The sequence below is a fragment of the Alkalihalobacterium sp. APHAB7 genome (assembly GCF_048323755.1).
Classification (GTDB): domain Bacteria; phylum Bacillota; class Bacilli; order Bacillales; family Bacillaceae_F; genus Alkalihalobacterium.
Genome location: NZ_JBLWFS010000002.1, coordinates 317607 through 336486, shown reverse-complemented (window position 1 = coordinate 336486; position 18880 = coordinate 317607). Strand labels below are relative to the sequence as shown.

Genomic DNA, 18880 nt, shown 5'->3' with positions numbered 1-18880 from the left:
CGTACTACAATCACTATAGATACCAATGGAATTTAAAAAAGATGACCCCTGTTCAATACAGGAATCATCTTCTTAAAACTGCCTAGACTTTTTAAAAATGTCCTTTACAAAGGGTACACTTTAGTATGGAGACTGCCTTTTTTCTAGTGGTCAATTGTTGAACATTTCTTTTTACTTCCTCATCTTTCACTTCTGTCATTCTCTCATCACACAATTTATGTACAAAAGAATGTAAAAATGAAAAGTAAAGTTGTTTGAATTTTCCCTATAATCATTGACATTCTTTTTTTATGAGGTATATTTATTAAAAATTCGGAAAAAAACAGGGGTGTATATCATGAAGTATGCATTTGCAAAACGAGTACGCCATCTTCAATCTTCGGCTGTCCGTGATATTTTAAAGGTCGTTTCTAAAGGAAATGTCATTTCGTTTGCTGGAGGTCTTCCTGACGATGATTTATTTCCACTTGAAGGTATCAGGGACGCTTTTGAAGAGACGTTCAAATCAGGTAAAAAGTCTTTGCAATATATAGAAACAGAAGGCTTTCTTCCTTTACGGAACTTATTAATCGAACGTATGAGTAGGAAAGAAATTACATGCTACAATTCAGATGAAATTTTGCTAACGACAGGTTCACAACAGGCAATCGATTTATTTTCTAGAGTTACATTCAACCCAGGAGACATCATCTTAACTGAAAATCCAACGTACTTAGCCGCACTTCAAGTTTTTGAATCATACGAAGCGAAAGTCATTCCAGTTGAATCGGATGAACACGGTATGATTGAAGCGGATCTAGTGCAAAAAATAAAGAAGTATAAACCGAAATGTATCTATGTTGTACCGACATTTTCGAATCCGGCAGGTAAAGTATGGTCAAATGAGCGCCGGAAAATGGTTTTGAAGCTCGCACAAAAATATCATGTCATTATTTTTGAGGACGATCCGTATGGTGATATTCAATTTGATAAAGATGAAACGTATGATCCTATCGCTTCATTCGATAAAGAAGGGACCCACGTGTTGTATACGAGTACATTTTCTAAAACGGCTGTGCCAGCGTTAAGAACGGGATGGATTGCTGGTCCGCACCAAATTATTCGAATTATGTCTCAAGCAAAACAGGCGAATGATCTACATTCTAACTCTTTATCGCAGCAGGCACTATACCATTTATGTACGAACTTCGACTTGGATGGACATATCCGTAACTTAATTGAGGTATATCATTCAAGAATGAACATTATGCTGCATGAGTTAGAGAAAGCGAATCTCCCTGGTATGTCTTATGTGGTTCCAAAAGGAGGAATGTTCTTTTGGATCGAATTGGATAAGAGCATTGATACAACAGAACTATTAAAAGCAGCGGTTCAAAAAGGTGTTGCCTTTGTACCAGGAGCCCCTTTTTACGTTGGAAAGGGAAAGAGAAATGCACTGCGTTTAAACTATACACACTCCACTCCGGAAAAATTGGAAGCGGGAATGAAAATATTAACCGATGTGATTAAAGAGCATACTTCCTTAAAAGAAGTCGTACGATAAAGTGTAGATTTGTTATAGAAAGTTGTCGACGCATTCTATGTGATAGCTTTCTATTTACTTAACAAGTAAGGAGGGCACGTAACTGATGTTAGTCGTTAATACAGAACAAGTTGTTGGGAAAGAAATAGAGTTTTCACTTGGGGTAGTAAAGGGAAATACCGTACAAGCACGGCATATTGGGAAAGACATTATGGGTGGTTTGCGCAATATAGTTGGTGGAAGAATGAAAGAGTATGAAGAAATGTTTATTGATGCTAGAAATTACGCAGAACAGGAAATGATTCGTGAAGCAGAAGCACTCGGAGCGGATGCGATTGTAAATGTCCGTTATACAACTTCTTCAATTATGGAAGGATCATCTGAGATTTTGGTGTACGGAACAGCTGTGAAATTTAAATAGTTAGTATGAAGGCAGGAGGGGTATCTTCTGCCTTATTAAAAGTATATGAACAGTGTCAGCAGATATTGTCGACAATTGAGAGGTGATAGAAATAAATCTCTACAAAAAGTGACGGACTATTTTGAAAATTATTGTCGTTTTACTAAATCTTTTGTATAGTAAGAGGTAGAGATATTTTATAAAGGGGAATAAATGATGGTAGAGGTAGAAGATAAATTTTGTCAATATTTAGAGGCAAATGCTGAAAGCTTTCTTTCTAATTGGAGAAAAAATGTACGGATATCTGATGCTGATCCATTTACAGTTAATGTTGAGGGTAATGGTCAAGCGATGTTTGAACTCCTGATTTACTGTTTGAAAAATCCTTACCAAGACGAATTTGTCAAAAATCTAGCCTACAAAGTTGCAAATGAAAGAGTAACAGCTGACGTAAACATTAGTGAGTTTATATACAACGTTAACATTGGAAGAAGTATTATTTTCCAGTCGCTAGAAGAAATTGACCTTTCAGTGAAAAGTATGCAACCGATTATAAATAAAATTAACTTTTGCTTTGATCAATTTATTTATCATGCTGTATATAAATATACGGAGCTAAAAGATATGCAGCTGCAAGATAAGAGTTTGTTTATAGAACAATCACATAAAGATAGACTGACTTTACTTGGCCAAATGTCATCTAGTTTTGTTCATGAATTTCGAAATCCATTAACTGCTGTAATGGGATTTGTAAAGTTGTTAAAAGAAGAAGATCCAAATATAAAATATATCGATATAATTACACATGAATTAGAGCAGTTAAATTTTAGAATTTCACAATTTTTGGTGGCTTCAAGAAGGGAAACAACTTCACATCATCAAAGAGAAGATTTTGATATGAAACAACTTTTTGATGAAATTATTGAGTTTGTCTATCCTAGTATAGCTGACGGTGATGTCATTGTTAATACAGAAATAGGTGAGGGGAAGACAGTCAAAGGATTTCGGGAAGAAATTCGTCAAGTTTTTATTAATTTAATCATTAACTCTATTGATGCTTTGAAAGACAATATCGGGAAAAAAGAAATTGTCATAAAATCTATTATTACACCAGATAGAAAAATAGAAATTACAGTTACGAATAATGGACCAGTTATACCTGAACATGTACAAAAGACAATTTTTGAACCATTTTTTACGACGAAGAAACTGGGTACAGGTATTGGTTTATATGTAAGTAAAAAAATTATGGAAAAGCATAACGGAGAAATATCCTGTGTTTCTAATGAGGAGTCAACTACTTTTACGGTTACTCTACAACTTGAATAAAAAAGCGTGCAGGCCAGATTTTTGCCATACACGCTTTTACTACTATTCTATTTAATTAAATAAACCAATTGCACTTAGGAAAACAAGCACAATCAAAATGGGTGCAATAAAACGAAGGATAAAAATCCAAACATGACCGATGAACGTGTCACCAAAATCAGATTCTTTCATCGCTTCAGATTTGTTCCAGCCCCATCCAACAAATGTTGCAATAATTAATCCACCGAGTGGAAGGAAAATGTTTGAAGCTAGAAAATCCATACTGTCTAAAATGTTACTATCAAAAATGGTGATATGTGACCAGATACCCAGACCTAAAGATGATGGGATCCCAAGTAAGAAAATGATAAATCCAATTACGATGGCAGTAAACTTGCGAGTCCAGTCAAATTTCCTAATAAAGTAGGCAACCGCAACTTCTAATAGTGAAACAGCTGATGAAAGCCCAGCTGCTGCTAATAAGAAAAAGAAGGCTAAGCCAACAATTCCGCCATAAGCAATACTGTCAAAAATATCAGGAAGTGTAACAAAGGCAAGTCCAGCTCCATATCCTGGTTCAATCCCGAAAGCGAACACGGCTGGGAAAATCATAATACCAGCAACTACGGCAAATAGAGTATCAAGTGAGGCAATGCTGTAGGCCGCACCAGGTAGTTTTTCTTCTTTTGATAAGTAGCTGCCATAAGTGATAAGAGCCCCCATACCTAAGCTTAAGGAGAAGAACGCTTGACCTAATCCAGCTAAATAAACTTCAGGTTCTCTAAAAGCAGACCAGTCTGGTGAAAATAAAAACGCCAGCCCTTCTCTAGCGCCTCCTAGAGTTAAACTATAACTAGCCAACACGAGTAGCAAGATCGCTAAAATTGGCATTAGCAATTTATTAGTTTTTTCAATTCCATTCTTAACACCAATTAATACAACCCCAATCGTTAGGGCCATAAAGATAAATTGCCATAGGATGGGATGGGTAGAATGTGTAATAAAGTTTTCAAAATAGGTCTCATATCCTTCAGGTGGAGCACTCCACAATGTTCCTGTTAAATAGTTAATAAAATAATATAAAGTCCAACCCGCGATTACACCATAAAAAGACAGAATAATAAAAGCAGAAGCTACTCCGATAAATCCGCCAATGAACCACGGCCTCTTCGGTGCGAGTGTCTGAAATGAACCTACTACATCACTCTGTGCACGCCGTCCAATTGTAAATTCAGCCATCATAATCGGGAGACCAATAAATAATATACAAAGAAAATATATAATTAAAAAGGCAGCTCCTCCATTTTCTCCAGTCACATAAGAAAATCGCCAAATATTACCTAATCCTACGGCTGAGCCCATTGCTGCTAAAATAAAGCCGAGTCGTGATGCCCATTGCTCTCTAGGTTGATTTCCTAAATGATTACTCAAAAAATTTCCCCCTTTAAACCGCTAAAGATAAAATAGTGTTACTAATATAACATAGTATTTAGAAGAATTCGACACTGTTTGACAAAAAAACACTGAAACTAAAATACATATACGGTACAAGGTAGTAACTTCAAACGATATCTGCAATGGAGAAAAAATAAATAGGCTCAATAATATTTTTACTTAACTATCCTGTTCCTACTTGATTGAAATAACAACGATAAACTCTTCTTTTGCAGAAATTTTTATGGAAGGCCTACATAAATAAAGGAGTAGTATTTATTAATGCCATTAAGTAGGAGTTAGAAATTTTCTTGTAATAGTTTTATTATCACAAAGAGAAACACCTAATTTAGAATTTTCTCAAAATTATAAATTTTTATGTTGACATGAACACATGCTCATCTTTATAATCATGATAGCGCTTACAAAATACCGAAATCATGAGGAAAAGGGGGAAAATGCATGGGAGCTATATTGGAGGTTGAAAATGTTTCACTTCAATTTGGTGGTGTAAAAGCATTGAACGATGTAAGCTACCATATTAAAGAAGGTGAGATATTTTCACTGATAGGGCCAAACGGTGCGGGGAAAACAAGTATGCTAAATTGCATTAGTGGCTTATACCGTCCTTCAAATGGTTCAATTCGCTTTAAAGGCCAAGAAATACTAAATATGAAGCCTTATAAAAGAACGACGTTAGGAATTGCTAGAGCTTTCCAAAATATTGCCCTTTTTGCTCATATGTCAGTACTTGATAATTTAAAGTTGGGTAGACACACTTTAATGAAATCAGGACTCTTAAAGGGTGGACTATATTGGGGGTCAGCACAAAAAGAGGAAGTGGAGCATCGAAGGGCCGTTGAAGAAGTAATCGACTTTCTTCAATTGCAAGACTATCGGCATACACCGGTTGGCACACTCTCTTATGGACTTCAAAAAAGGGTAGAAGTAGGAAGAGCTTTAGCTTTAGAGCCAGAATTAATCCTACTAGATGAGCCGATGGCGGGTATGAATTCCTCGGAAAAAGAAGATATGTCAAGATTTATTTTAGATATGCATGAATTAAAAAATATGACAGTTGTCCTCATTGAACATGACCTAGGTGTTGTTATGGACCTATCAGACTCCATCGCTGTTTTAGATTTCGGAAAGCAAATTGGGTTTGGTACACCTGCAGAGATTCAAAATAACGCCGAAGTAATTAAAGCTTACATTGGTGAGGAAGCTATTTAAGAAAGGAGGATCTGATAGCTATGTCAAGAGAAAAAACGTTACCTCATCTTTTAATTGAACGCGGTACAAAGATGGGCAACCAAGTGGCTTTAAGGCAAAAAGAACTTGGCATTTGGAATGAAATATCGTGGGCCGATTACTTAGAAAACGTCCGTACATTAAGTTTAGGGTTTGCTTCTGAGTTAGATGTTAAAAAAGGTGATAGGGTTGCTATTCTAGGTGATAATCGAGCACAATGGCTATATTCTCAACTGGCAGCACAATGCTTAGGTGCGATTGTTATTGGTATTTACCAAGAAGCAACAGGCGATGAACTAATATATTATTTAAATCATTGTGAGGCTAAGATTGTTGTTGCAGAAGATCAAGAGCAAGTTGACAAACTGCTTGAGATTGAAGAATTAATTCCTAATGTAGAAAAGATTATTTACTACAATGATAAGAGTTTAAGGACATATAAGAATGAAAAACTTCTTTATATGAGGGACTTACAAAAATCAGGAGAAGCATTCGCTCAAAAGAATCCGGATTTCTTTTACAAAAAAGCTGAGCAAGTAATCGGCGATGACGTGGCTATTATATCCTATACAGCAGGTTCAACCGGTGATCCAAAAGGCGTAATGTTAACCCATAACAATCTACTATCAGCAGCACAAAGTTTAGATGAAATTGATCCTGTAGCTGAAAAAGATGACTACTTATCTTTTTTACCACTTGCTTGGATTGGTGAACAAGTAATGAGTGTTACGATGTCTCTGTGTAAAGGAATTTCTATTAATTTCCCAGAACAACCGACAACTGTACTTACTGATTTAAGAGAAATTGGTCCGCATTCACTTTTTGCCCCACCAAGAACCTATGAAAATATTATTTCTAGATTTAAGTTAAGAATTGATGGGGCTACTTGGTTTAAGCGAAAAGTCTATAACTTTTTCAAACCATTTGGCGATAAAATGGCAGATGCAAAATTAAACCAACAACCGATATCATTATCAACCAAAATCATGTATGGTATAGGTGATTTTCTCGTATTCAGTGCCATCCGTGATCATCTTGGTTTATCACGTATCAAGCGAGCGTACAATAATGGGGCTCCAATAGGAGAAGAAGCCATCCACTTCTTTCACTCATTAGGAATTAATTTGAAACAATGTTACGGGGCAACAGAAGTTTGTGGTATTTCATTTGTTCAAAGAGATGGTGATCTTAATCAATCGAGTGTCGGTTTACCGCTGCCCAATACGGAAGTGAAAATCTCAAATGAAAATGAAGTACTTATCAAAAGTCCAAGTCAATTTATCGGCTATTATAAAGAAAGTAATGAGCCTGCTCCTGTATCCGGTGGCTGGGTGTCATTAGGAGATTATGGTCACATAGATGACAAAGGTCATCTACACATAAAAGACCAAGCGAACAGCATCTTTACTGCACAAAATGGTGAAACGATTGCCCCAAGTTATTTTGAGAACAAATTAAAAAATAGTCGTTTTATAAAAGAAGCACTCGTCTACGGAAAGGATAAACCTTACTTAGTTTCAATGATAAACATTGATATGGCTAATGTAGGACGTTGGGCTGAGAAAAATCAAATTATTTATACAACATTTGCAGATCTATCAACGAAAAAGGAAGTCCTTCATTTAATTGAAAAAGAAGTTGCTACGATTATGAAAGATATTAAGAGTGAAACGAGAATTAAAAAAATAGTCATCTTCAATAAAGAACTTGACGCTGATGATGGTGAGTTAACACGTACACAAAAAATACGCCGCAGTTATTTAGAAGACAAGTATCAATCTCTTCTAGAAGGCTTATACTCATCAAACGGTCAAGTCAGTCTAACATACAATAACGGAAACTTAGAAGTTATTGATTTAGATACGAACAAGGAGGTGGCGTAATCGATGAGTTTTTTCTTACAACTACTCATTACTGGTGTAGTCGTTGGAAGTATTTATGCATTGGTAGCTCTAGGATTTGTTCTAATCTATAAAGCAAGTGATGCATTAAACTTAGCCAACGGTGAGCTAGTTCTAATAGGTTCCTATATTTGCCTTACTCTAGTCGCAGTATATAAAATCCCTTTTATCATCGCACTTATTATTACACTATTGTTCAATGCCCTTCTAGGAATGGCAATTGAACGAGTTGTACTAAGACCTCTCATAAATGCTCCAGTTATTTCAGTTATTATGGCCACGATTGGTTTAGCTAGTTTACTGGCTGGTCTTGTCCATATGATTTGGGGACACCAAACAAAATCTTATCCACCTATTTTTTCATCAGAGCCTATCCGAATAGGAGAAATAATCATCGCTCCAGTTTACCTATGGTCTTTCATTATTGTAATGACTTTACTTGTTATATTTACACTCTTCTTCAAATACTCAAAAATGGGTCTTGCAATGCGAGCTGTTGCAGATGATCAGATGGCTGCACTTTCGATGGGCATTAGTGTTAAGTCCGTATATGCGATCACATGGGGTATTGCGGCATTAGTGGCTGCAGTAGGTGGAGTTTTATTAGGTAACATCAATGGTGTAAACGCTTCCATGGCAACAATTGGTCTAGCTGTTCTCCCAGTTGTTATTTTAGGGGGGTTAGATAGTATTCCAGGTGCAATAATTGGTGGGTTTATTATCGGAATCGTTCAAAACTTAGCAGCGGGATATTTACAACCTATCTTTGGTGGAGGATTAAAAGAAGTAATTCCGTTCATCATTGTAACGATTATTTTAATGCTAAAACCGAATGGCCTCTTTGGTAAAGGTGGAATAGAAAGGGTGTGAATAAATGAAAAATCCATTTGTTATGGAGTGTGGGAACTATAAAACGAGTTACAGCAGAGACATGGAGCTATTCCGAACTCCACAGATGAAACTGAGAATGTTAATCATCGTTATTTTACTATTTTTGTTCCCTCTAGTTGCATCTAATTACGTTGTTGGTTTAGCGACTCTCTGTGCAATCGCTGTTATTGGTGCAATTGGTTTAAATATACTAACCGGATTTACAGGACAAATTTCTGTAGGGGTTGGTGCATTTTTAGCGGTAGGTGGTTATACCTCAGCCATTTTAACAATGACCCTAGGGTGGAGCTTTTGGATTGCACTGCCTCTTGCTGGATTAATTACAGCTGTAATTGGAGGGTTGTTCGGAATTCCATCTTTAAGGTTAAAAGGGTTATATTTGGCCATTGCCACTTTAGCTGCACAAGTAGTTATTCTTTGGATCATCGGTCGCTGGAGTAGCTTAACTGGTGGTGGAGCTGGAATGGTATTAAATCGCCCATCTATTGGCGGTTATACATTTTCTAGTCATAACAGTTATTACTTTCTATGTTTGATCATTGCAATTTTAACGACGATTTATGCTCTTAATCTATTCCGTACCCGTACAGGTCGAGCTTTTCTAGCTGTAAGAGACCGAGACGTTGCTGCACAAATTATGGGAATTAACTTGTTTAGTTACAAAGTAATGTCATTTGCCATCTCTTCCTTTATCGTAGGAATCGCTGGTGCACTTCTTGCTCACTATACGATGGTTGTTACGGTAGAACTTTATAGTATCCAAGTTTCAATTCAATACTTAGCGATGATCTTAGTAGGCGGATTAGGAAGTGTATTTGGAGCGATCTTAGGAGCCATTTTTATTACACTTCTTCCAGTTGGTCTAGGCTTCATGGTTGAATTCTTAACGATTTATATGCCAAATGCGTACCACCTGCTTTCTTCATTCCGTGAATTTGTCTTTGGTCTAGTCATTATATTGTTCTTAATTTTTGAACCTGGTGGTTTAGTACACATCTGGAATAACATTAAAAACTACTTTAGGTTATGGCCATTTTCTTACTAAGGGTTTGCACCCGCTTCTAAAGGGATTTCGAAGTCTCTTTACATAAGGGAACTTCAGCCAATAAAATGATGTATCTATTAAGGGGGAAAACAAATGAAAAAAAGTCATTGGAAAAAAACGATGACCGCAGTTGCAACTTCTGTACTTGCATTAGGGTTGCTCGCAGGTTGTGGGGGAAATGAAGCATCAAGTGATACATCGAATGACTCAAATGACTCAGGAAAAGTCATTAAATTAGGCGGGATTTTCGATGAGTCCGGTGCAACTGGGGATGTAGGAGCACCTTATGCAGAAGGTGAAAGAGCGTTCTTCGAATACTTAAATTCAAATGGCGGTGTGGATGGTTACACGATCGACTTTGTGGGTGAAGATTATGCATATGATACAAGTCGTGCACAACAAGTTTATCAATCATTAAGAGACCGGCATAAAGTGGCAGCTGTTCTAGGTTGGGGAACAGCAGATACAGAAGCTTTACGTCAACAAATCATTAACGATGAAATTCCATTTTTCTCAGCTTCATATTCTGAAAATTTAAAAGATACTGGAAGTGAGAGCGGGTTTAATTTCCTAGTTGCAGCCAGTTATTCAGATCAAGGTCGTGCTATGCTTGAATGGATTGGAAAAAATCACCAAGGCTCATCTCCTGCAACAGTAGCATTAGTTTATCACGAAGGACACCCGTTCAGTGAGTCACCGATTCAAGATATTAAAAACTATGCCGAAGAACATTTAGCAGGTGTAGTTGAAATTGTTCCTGACATCCAAATCGAGCTTGGTGACACTGATCCACAGACAACACTTCAATCATGGGCAAGAAATAATGAGGTTCCTGATTATGCAATTCTCAACTATACATGGAACCAAACGAGAAATGTTGTTCGTGATGGAAAACAACTTGGATGGGATACACAATTCATGGGTCTAAACTGGACAGCTGGAGAAGGTTTAGTTCCTAGTGGAAGTGATAACCAACAGTGGGTTGACGCATTAGATGGATTTATTGGAGTCGTCACACACGCATTTCCGACGGAAGATCTTCCAGGGATGGAGCCTATTATTGAGTACTTAGATTCGAAAGGTAGAAGCGTAGAAGATATTAATCAGAAGTTCGTTCAAGGATGGGCGACAGCATCAATCATGGCAGAAGCCATCCGAATTGCAATTGCTGAAACTGATGGAGACGTGACTGGCTCAGATATTCGTGCAGCAATTGAGTCAATCGACAACTTTGATCTAGGTGGTTTAGGTGCAAATGTTTCTTTCGCTCCAGATAATCACGCAGGTACAGACCAAATTCGTTTGGGGCAACTGAATAACGGTGATTGGGAAATGATTACAGACTATTTTGGCGTAAGCGATATGCGCTAGTGGTTAAGGGGAGAGGGTACTTGCCGCTTAGTCCCCTCTCTCTAACTCATAATGTATTTGGATAGTTTGCTAAGGTTAAGTCCCAATGAACTTTCGTTTAAATCTAGGCGTGGGCGAGTTAGCCGAACATCTAGTTTAGAATTTATAGTTTCGTTATCTATTTTTAGGGAGGGTAAACGATGCTCCGTCTAAACAATATAGAGGTTGTATATAACAAAATTATTTTAGCGATTAAAGGAATGTCACTTGAGGTACCTGATGGAAAAATTGTTGCTCTTTTAGGAAGTAATGGAGCGGGGAAGTCAACGACATTAAAAGCAATCTCAGGGTTACTAAAAAATGAAGGTGGCCAAATAACAGACGGCTACATAGAGTTTGAAGGAGAAAAAATTAGTGGGGTTGACCCAGATAAGATCGTGAAACAAGGGGTCTTTCAATGTATAGAAGGCAGAAGAGTATTCAAACATTTAACAGTTGAAGAAAATTTATTAGCAGGAGCGTATACGAGGAAAGACCGAAAGAACATCTCTGATGATTTAGAGAGGGTTTATCATTATTTCCCTAAATTAAAAGCACTTAGAAGCAGGGCATCAGGTCTTCTTTCAGGTGGGGAACAACAAATGCTTGCGATTGGAAGAGGAATTATGGCAAAACCTAAGATCTTATTACTGGATGAACCTTCCTTAGGAATTGCACCGCTCCTCGTAAAAGAGATCTTTCAAAATATTAAGCAAATCAATCAAGAAGAAGGTACATCGATCTTAGTAGTAGAGCAAAACGCCAATGTAGCCCTTTCAATCGCTGATTTTGGTTACATTATGGAAAACGGAAGAATTGTTATGGAAGGACCTGTCGACCAGTTGCTTTCAAACGAAGGCGTTCGTGAGTCTTACTTAGGGATGAACAAAGAGGGGAAGAAAAGTTTCCGCGAAGTAAAGTCGTATAAAAAAATTAAACGTTGGGTGTAAAATAGGTATTTTTTTCAAAGAGAGATACTAACTTATTAAGAGGTATTCAAATTAAAGAGGTTGATTAAAAAAATAATGTTTCTAATGGTAATAAGTAACTAGCAGTGCGTGTTCAAAAAGGAGGACAAAAAGATCCAAGAAGTTCGAGGCGGTGCAGCAGAAAACCAACGAGCTTCCACAGGATGTGGTGACTTCGACGTTCCCACAGGACGTGGGGCTCTTAGTCGAAGGTCCTCTACCGCCAGAGATTTTTCCCGGACTTTTTGAACATCCTCTAGCAATCTCTTTTTTTTAGGATAAATTTGAACCATTGCTCAGTTACATTAAATTTAAATAAAAAATGATTATATATTAGGAGGAAATAATTATGAATTTTGAATTAACGAAAGAACAACAAATGATCCGTGATATGGTAAGGGATTTTGCACAAAATGAGGTAGCTCCAAAAGCAGAGCATGTCGATAAAACGGCTGAATTTCCGATTGAAACGTTTAAAAAAATGGGTGAGTTAGGCATGCTAGGGATTCCATTCCCAGAACAGTATGGGGGATCAGGAGGAGATACGATTTCTTATGCTTTAGCAGTTGAGGAAATTGGTCGCGCTTGCGGAAGTACGGGATTAAGCTATGCAGCGGCAGTTTCTTTAGGTGCGAGTCCAATCTATTATTTTGGCAGTGAAAAGCAAAAGCAAGATCACCTTGTTCCACTTGCTTCAGGGGAAGCATTAGGTTCGTTTGGCTTAACAGAACCAAACGCTGGATCAGATGCAGGAGGTACACAAACTCGAGCAGTTATCGAAGGAAATGAATACGTTATCAATGGTGGTAAGTGTTGGATTACAAACGCTGGATATGCTAGAACAGTCATTGTTACTGCAGTAACTGGAAAAGATGCAAGAGGGAAGAATATTATTTCAGCTATCATTGTTCCTACAGGTACACCTGGTTTCACAATTAATAGCAATTATGAAAAGATGGGTGTCCGTGGTTCCAATACATCTGAGTTAATCTTAGAAGATGTACGTGTTCCAACTGAAAATCTTTTGGGAGATCCGCAAGCTGGATTTAAGCAATTCTTATACACACTAGACGGTGGACGTATTTCAATTGCAGCGTTAGCCGTTGGTATAGCTCAAGGTGCTTTTGATAAAGCATTGCAATATTCGAAAGAGAGAAAGCAATTCGGTCAATCGATTTCTAACTTCCAAGCGATTCAATTTAAACTTGCCGATATGGCAATGGAAATTGAACTTGCACGAAATATGGTAATGAAAGCAGCATGGTTAAAAGATCAGGAGAAACCATTCTCTAAAGAAGGTGCTTTCGCTAAATTGTTTGCTTCAGAAATGGCAACAAGAGTATGTAATCAAGCGATCCAAATCCACGGTGGGTACGGTTATATGCGTGAGTACGAGGTTGAAAGAATGTTACGCGATGCTAAACTCATGGAAATTGGAGAAGGGACATCTGAAATTCAACGTCTGGTAATTGCACGTAATTTAGGTTGCGGCGAAAAAGCTAGAGTAAAAGCGTAAGACAAATCATAAAGTAAAAGTAAATAGATTTAAAGGAGGAATACAAATTGGCGGAGTTAATGAATGTAACGGTTGGTAGATTGCTAGAAGAGGTAGCAAGTAACCAACCGAATCATGAAGCTGTCGTATATCCTGACCGAGGATTGCGTTATACGTATCAACAGTTCGATGATTTATGTCGTCAAGTTGCCAAAGGGTTTATGAAGCTTGGGGTTGAACGCGGTGAACATGTTGCCATATGGTCCACGAACATGCCTGAGTGGCTGACTTCTCAATTTGCCACAGGTAAAATGGGTGCCGTATTAGTAACGGTGAATACAAACTACCGTACGGCCGAGCTTGAATACTTACTGAAACAATCGGACTCATCGACTATCATTTTGATGGACGAATTTCGCGGTGCTTCTTACACAGAAATGCTCTATGAAATTATTCCCGAGCTAAAAACAGCAGAACCAGGAAAGTTACAGTCGAAAAAACTGCCACACTTAAAAAATGTTGTGTTTCTAGGAGATGAGCGTAAGCCTGGGATGTACACTTGGGCAGATCTACTTGAAATGGGTGACCAAGTAACAGATGCCGAATTAAATGAACGGATGAGTTCCCTTGAACCTGATGATGTGATCAATATGCAATATACTTCTGGTACAACTGGTTTTCCAAAAGGAGTAATGCTTACCCATAACAATCTAGTCAACAATGCAATTAATATTGCGGAATGTATGAATTTAACTGCAAGTGACCGGATGTGTATCCCGGTCCCATTTTTCCATTGTTTTGGATGTGTACTAGGAACGATGGCATGCGTGACGGTTGGAGCAACGATGATCCCCGTTCAAGAATTCGATCCAAAGCAAGTTCTTCAAGCCGTTCAGGATGAGAAATGTACTGCATTACACGGTGTACCAACGATGTTTATTGCCGAATTAAATGATCATGAGTTTGAAAACTACAATTTGTCTTCGTTACGCACAGGAATTATGGCAGGTTCGAATTGTCCAATTGAAGTAATGAAAGCTGTAATCGAGCGGATGGGAGCATCTGAAATTACAATAGCTTATGGGCAAACGGAGTCTTCTCCTGTTATTACACAAACGCGAGTAAATGACTCTTTAGAGCGACGAGTTGAGACTGTTGGCCGTGCCTTGCCAAATGTAGAAGTAAAAATTGTCGAGCCTGGTACAGAAAAAGAAGTTCCACGAGGCGTTCAAGGTGAACTTTGTACACGTGGTTACCATGTGATGAAAGGGTATTATAAAAATCCGGATGCAACTTCTGCCGCAATATCCGAAGACGGTTGGCTCCATACCGGTGATTTAGCCGTCATGGATGAAGAGGGATATTGCCGTATTACAGGACGTCTCAAAGATATGATTATCCGTGGTGGAGAAAATGTTTATCCACGAGAAATCGAAGAATTTTTATATCAACATCCAAAAGTACTGGATGTGCAAGTTGTAGGTGTACCAGATCCAAAATTTGGTGAAGAAGTTTCGGCATGGATTGTATTAAAAGAAGGAGAATCCGCTACATCTGACGAAATACGTAACTATTGCAAAGGAAAAATCTCCCGTCATAAAATTCCGCGCTATATCGAATTTATTTCAGAGTATCCAATGACTGCGTCTGGAAAAATCCAAAAATTCAAACTTCGGGAAATTGCAATGGATCGTTTTAATTTAACGGAGTCGGCAGAAGTCTAACTTTTTGTAAGCGTTATCAAATACTGAAGAACCTTGTCGAAACAGGTTCTTCAGTATCCCACTTTATTTCAAGAACAAATATATTAAAGAGGTGAAGCCATTGTTTCAAAAAGTGTTAATAGCGAATCGTGGAGAAATTGCATTACGAATTATTCGTACATGTCAACGTCTAGGAATTAAAACTGTAGCTGTATATTCCGAAGCAGATGCTGAGTCATTACATGTAAAACGTGCAGATGAAGCGTACTTAATTGGAAAACCAAGAGTTAATGAAAGTTATTTAAACATGGATATTATTCTTGAAAAGGCGAAAGAAACTGGAGCGGATGCCATTCACCCTGGCTACGGCTTACTTTCAGAGAATAGTAGTTTTGCCAAAAGGTGTCATGAAGAAGGAATTACATTTATTGGTCCTTCCCCAGAAGTAATTGCTAATATGGGCAGTAAAATTGAAGCTAGAAAAGCAATGGAGAAAGCGGGAGTTCCTGTTGTACCAGGAATTACAAGACCGCTGACGGATGCCGATGAAGCTGTTCTTATAGCAAATGAGATTGGATATCCGGTTATGTTGAAAGCTTCTGCTGGTGGTGGCGGAATTGGCATGCAAGTAGTCAGAAGTGATGAAGAAATAAAAAAAGCCTATGAAGGAAATCAAAAACGAGCAACGGATTTCTTCGGTGATGGGGCCATGTATGTTGAAAAATTCGTTGAAAACCCCCGGCATATTGAAATTCAAATATTAGCTGATCAATCTGGAAACACATTGTACTTGTGGGAAAGAGATTGCTCGGTTCAAAGACGCCATCAAAAAGTAGTTGAAGAAGCACCTTCTCCATTTCTAGATGAAGAAACACGTAAAAATATGGGGGAAGCTGCCGTACGTGCTGCAAAAGCCATTGGCTATGAAAATGCAGGTACAATTGAATTTTTAGTAGATGAAAATAAAAATTTCTACTTTCTTGAAATGAATACGAGATTACAAGTTGAGCATCCGGTAACGGAAGAAATTACAGGCTTAGACCTCGTTGAACAACAGCTTAAAATTGCTTCTGGACAATTACTAGAAATGAATCAGGAAGATGTACAGTTGCAAGGTCATGCGATCGAAGTGCGCATTTATGCGGAAGATCCAAAGACATTTTTCCCTTCACCAGGAAAAATTACGGCATTTCAGTTGCCTGAGCAGCCATTTGTCAGAAATGAATGTGCAGTGAGCGAGCACTCAGTTGTTACACCATTTTATGATCCGATGATTGCTAAATTAATTGTTAAAGGTGAAGATCGCGAAGAAGCAATTGAGTACTTACAACAAGCATTAAAAAGTTATGTAGTTGAAGGAATTAAAACAAATATTCCGATGCTCCAGCAAGTTGTAGAGCACCCTTCATTTATAGTAGGAGATGTGACAACAAACTTTGTTTCTGAAAAATTACAAAATAAACCAATTAAAAAATAATCCGAGGAGGAATTATGATGAGTCAAGTAATTACAAATATGGCAGGTAACCTTTGGAAACTATTAGTTCAAGTAGGAGATAAAGTAGAAGAAGGGCAAGACATTGCAATCCTAGAGTCGATGAAAATGGAGATACCTGTTGCTGCAGAAGAGAGTGGAACAGTAAAAGAAGTATTAAAAGAAGAAGGCGATTTCGTTGATGAGGGTGAAGTGTTGATCGTACTTGAATAGTAACGGCTATTAAGGTCGAACATCTATTTTCACTAAAAGAATTCCAATCACTTTAAAGAGTAGAGTCTTAGGAAAGACATTAATTATTGCCATTCTCGGTAATCAATCGTGCTTTCTAATTAAGGGGGGAAATCGGTGAAATTTCCTAACAACATTCTATTGAAGGAAGTTGGACCACGGGATGGACTGCAAAACGAAAAGTCTTTTGTTTCAACTGAAGATAAAGTGGAATGGATTAATATGTTGTCTAATACTGGACTTTCGTATATTGAAATAACGTCTTTTGTTCATCCGAAGTGGATCCCGGCACTTGCTGACGCTGTCGATGTAGCCAAAAAGATTAAAAGAAAACCAGGAGTCACTTATGCAGCGTTAGTCCCTAATGAAAAAGGGTTACAACGTGCTTTAGAGGCTAATATCGATGAAGTTTCTGTCTTTATGTCAGCAAGTGAAACACATAATCAAAAAAATATAAATAAATCAATTGACGATACATTTAAGGTGCTCAGGCCAGTTGTTCAAGAAGCAAAAGCAAATGGTAAAACGACGAGAGGATATGTGTCTACTGTTTTCGGGTGTCCCTATGAACAAAATGTCTCAATCGAAGATGTCATTAAAGTGTCTGAGCATTTGTTTGATATGGGAATCGATGAGTTATCTTTAGGGGATACGATTGGTGTTGGTAACCCTGCACAAGTTCAACGTGTTTTAGATGAACTTCTAACAAGATTCCCAGCCGATCAGCTTGCTATGCACTTCCACGATACAAGAGGTACAGCGCTAGCTAATATCTTAGCTTCATTAGACATGGGCATTACGAAATTTGACGCAGCTGTAGCTGGTCTAGGCGGTTGTCCGTATGCTCCAGGTGCATCAGGCAATGTTGCTACTGAAGATTTACTTTATATGTTAAATGAGATGAGCATTGAAACGGGTGTAAATCAAGATCTTTTAATAGCAGCAGCACAGTGGATTGAAGAAAAGGTAGGCAGAACATTGCCTAGTCGAAATTTACAAGTAGCAAAAGCAAGCTGTGAAACTAGAGCCTAATCGTAAGGGGGATTTAACATTGGATAAAAAAGTATTGTTGACGATAGACGATTCAGGTGTAGCACATATCACGCTTGATCGTCCAGAAGCAGCTAATGCTCTATCCCTTCAAATGTTATACGAGTTACACGAAGCAATACACGAGGTGAAATACAATCCTGAAGTACGTTGTGTTGTCATAAGTGCATCAGGTGAGAAGGTGTTTTGTGCAGGTGCTGACTTAAAAGAACGTGCGGGAATGGACCCTATTCAAGTGAAACGAACAGTGTCACTGATTAGAGGTAATATTAATGATATTGAAGCTCTTCCTCAACCAGTTATTTGTGCTTTAAATGGAAGTGCATTCGGTGGTGGACTTGAACTTGCTTTGGCTTGCGATATACGTATAGCAGCTGATCATATCAAAATGGGGTTAACTGAAACGTCATTAGCCATTATTCCAGGAGCTGGTGGAACACAACGTCTTCCGAGGCTCATTGGAAAAGGAAAGGCTAAAGAACTGATCTATACCGCTCGAAGGGTAGATGCGTATGAAGCAGAGAAAATCGGCTTAGTTGAATATGTCGTTCCTCTAGAGAGTATGGATCAGAAAGTAAGTGAAATCACTTCACAAATCGCAAAAAATGGACCAATTGCCTTGCAACAAGCAAAGTATGCCATTGATAAAGGCTTAGAAGTTGATTTACAAACAGGGTTAGCACTTGAACAAAAAGCATATGAAGTAACGATTCCGACAAAGGACCGAATAGAGGGGTTAACAGCTTTTAAAGAAAAGCGAACACCTAATTATACTGGTGAATAAAGAAACATTTTAAG

General features: G+C 37.9%; 17 protein-coding genes. 16 read left to right on the top strand and 1 reads right to left on the bottom strand.

Going from position 1 to position 18880, the window contains the following annotated elements:
- The 4 genes from ACNSTQ_RS04020 to ACNSTQ_RS04005 all read left to right on the top strand — a co-directional run.
- Positions 1-86, top strand: an 86-nt coding sequence (locus tag ACNSTQ_RS04020) for an IS3 family transposase (protein ID WP_418198566.1), incomplete at its 5' end; no start/stop codon positions are given.
- A 251-nt stretch (positions 87-337) separates the two neighbouring features.
- The gene (locus tag ACNSTQ_RS04015) at positions 338-1543 is read left to right on the top strand and encodes a PLP-dependent aminotransferase family protein (protein ID WP_418198554.1); all 1206 of its coding nucleotides are present in this window, start codon (positions 338-340) and stop codon (positions 1541-1543) included.
- An 85-nt stretch (positions 1544-1628) separates the two neighbouring features.
- Positions 1629-1943: a YbjQ family protein gene (locus ACNSTQ_RS04010; protein ID WP_418198553.1), complete on the top strand. Its 315-nt coding sequence runs from the start codon at positions 1629-1631 to the stop codon at positions 1941-1943.
- 195 nt (positions 1944-2138) lie between these two features.
- Complete coding sequence (locus ACNSTQ_RS04005; protein ID WP_418198552.1) at positions 2139-3251, top strand: histidine kinase N-terminal domain-containing protein; 1113 nt, start codon at positions 2139-2141, stop codon at positions 3249-3251.
- A 51-nt stretch (positions 3252-3302) separates the two neighbouring features.
- Here ACNSTQ_RS04005 and ACNSTQ_RS04000 read toward each other — a convergent pair whose 3' ends face one another.
- Positions 3303-4661, bottom strand: a complete 1359-nt coding sequence (locus ACNSTQ_RS04000; protein WP_418198551.1) for a sodium-dependent transporter — start codon at positions 4659-4661, stop codon at positions 3303-3305.
- A 465-nt stretch (positions 4662-5126) separates the two neighbouring features.
- Between ACNSTQ_RS04000 and ACNSTQ_RS03995 the strand changes: the two genes are divergently transcribed.
- From ACNSTQ_RS03995 to ACNSTQ_RS03940, 12 genes are all read left to right on the top strand, one after another.
- The gene (locus ACNSTQ_RS03995; RefSeq protein ID WP_418198550.1) at positions 5127-5897 is read left to right on the top strand and encodes an ABC transporter ATP-binding protein; all 771 of its coding nucleotides are present in this window, start codon (positions 5127-5129) and stop codon (positions 5895-5897) included.
- 20 nt (positions 5898-5917) lie between these two features.
- Positions 5918-7798, top strand: coding sequence for an AMP-binding protein (locus ACNSTQ_RS03990; protein ID WP_418198549.1), 1881 nt, complete (start codon positions 5918-5920; stop codon positions 7796-7798).
- Between the two features lie 3 nt (positions 7799-7801).
- Entirely contained in the window at positions 7802-8686 is an 885-nt protein-coding gene (locus ACNSTQ_RS03985) for a branched-chain amino acid ABC transporter permease (protein WP_418198548.1), read from the top strand.
- 4 nt (positions 8687-8690) lie between these two features.
- On the top strand, positions 8691-9752 hold the full coding sequence (locus ACNSTQ_RS03980; RefSeq protein WP_418198547.1) for a branched-chain amino acid ABC transporter permease: 1062 nt from the start codon (positions 8691-8693) through the stop codon (positions 9750-9752).
- Positions 9753-9845: 93 nt separating this feature from the next.
- Positions 9846-11123: an ABC transporter substrate-binding protein gene (locus ACNSTQ_RS03975; RefSeq protein WP_418198546.1), complete on the top strand. Its 1278-nt coding sequence runs from the start codon at positions 9846-9848 to the stop codon at positions 11121-11123.
- Positions 11124-11302: 179 nt separating this feature from the next.
- Positions 11303-12091 carry an ABC transporter ATP-binding protein gene (locus tag ACNSTQ_RS03970; protein ID WP_418198545.1) on the top strand — a complete coding sequence of 263 codons (789 nt, stop codon included), beginning with the start codon at positions 11303-11305 and terminating at the stop codon, positions 12089-12091.
- 367 nt (positions 12092-12458) lie between these two features.
- Entirely contained in the window at positions 12459-13625 is a 1167-nt protein-coding gene (locus tag ACNSTQ_RS03965; RefSeq protein ID WP_418198544.1) for an acyl-CoA dehydrogenase, read from the top strand.
- A 59-nt stretch (positions 13626-13684) separates the two neighbouring features.
- A complete protein-coding gene (locus tag ACNSTQ_RS03960) occupies positions 13685-15328 on the top strand; it encodes an AMP-binding protein (RefSeq protein ID WP_418198565.1) in 1644 nt (547 codons plus the stop codon).
- Positions 15329-15428: 100 nt separating this feature from the next.
- Positions 15429-16784 carry an acetyl-CoA carboxylase biotin carboxylase subunit gene (accC, locus tag ACNSTQ_RS03955; RefSeq protein ID WP_418198543.1) on the top strand — a complete coding sequence of 452 codons (1356 nt, stop codon included), beginning with the start codon at positions 15429-15431 and terminating at the stop codon, positions 16782-16784.
- A gap of 17 nt (positions 16785-16801) precedes the next feature.
- The gene (locus tag ACNSTQ_RS03950; RefSeq protein WP_275119547.1) at positions 16802-17014 is read left to right on the top strand and encodes an acetyl-CoA carboxylase biotin carboxyl carrier protein subunit; all 213 of its coding nucleotides are present in this window, start codon (positions 16802-16804) and stop codon (positions 17012-17014) included.
- 135 nt (positions 17015-17149) lie between these two features.
- Positions 17150-18064, top strand: coding sequence for a hydroxymethylglutaryl-CoA lyase (locus ACNSTQ_RS03945; RefSeq protein ID WP_418198542.1), 915 nt, complete (start codon positions 17150-17152; stop codon positions 18062-18064).
- Between the two features lie 19 nt (positions 18065-18083).
- Positions 18084-18866: an enoyl-CoA hydratase gene (locus ACNSTQ_RS03940; protein ID WP_418198541.1), complete on the top strand. Its 783-nt coding sequence runs from the start codon at positions 18084-18086 to the stop codon at positions 18864-18866.
- Positions 18867-18880 lie beyond the last annotated feature (14 nt).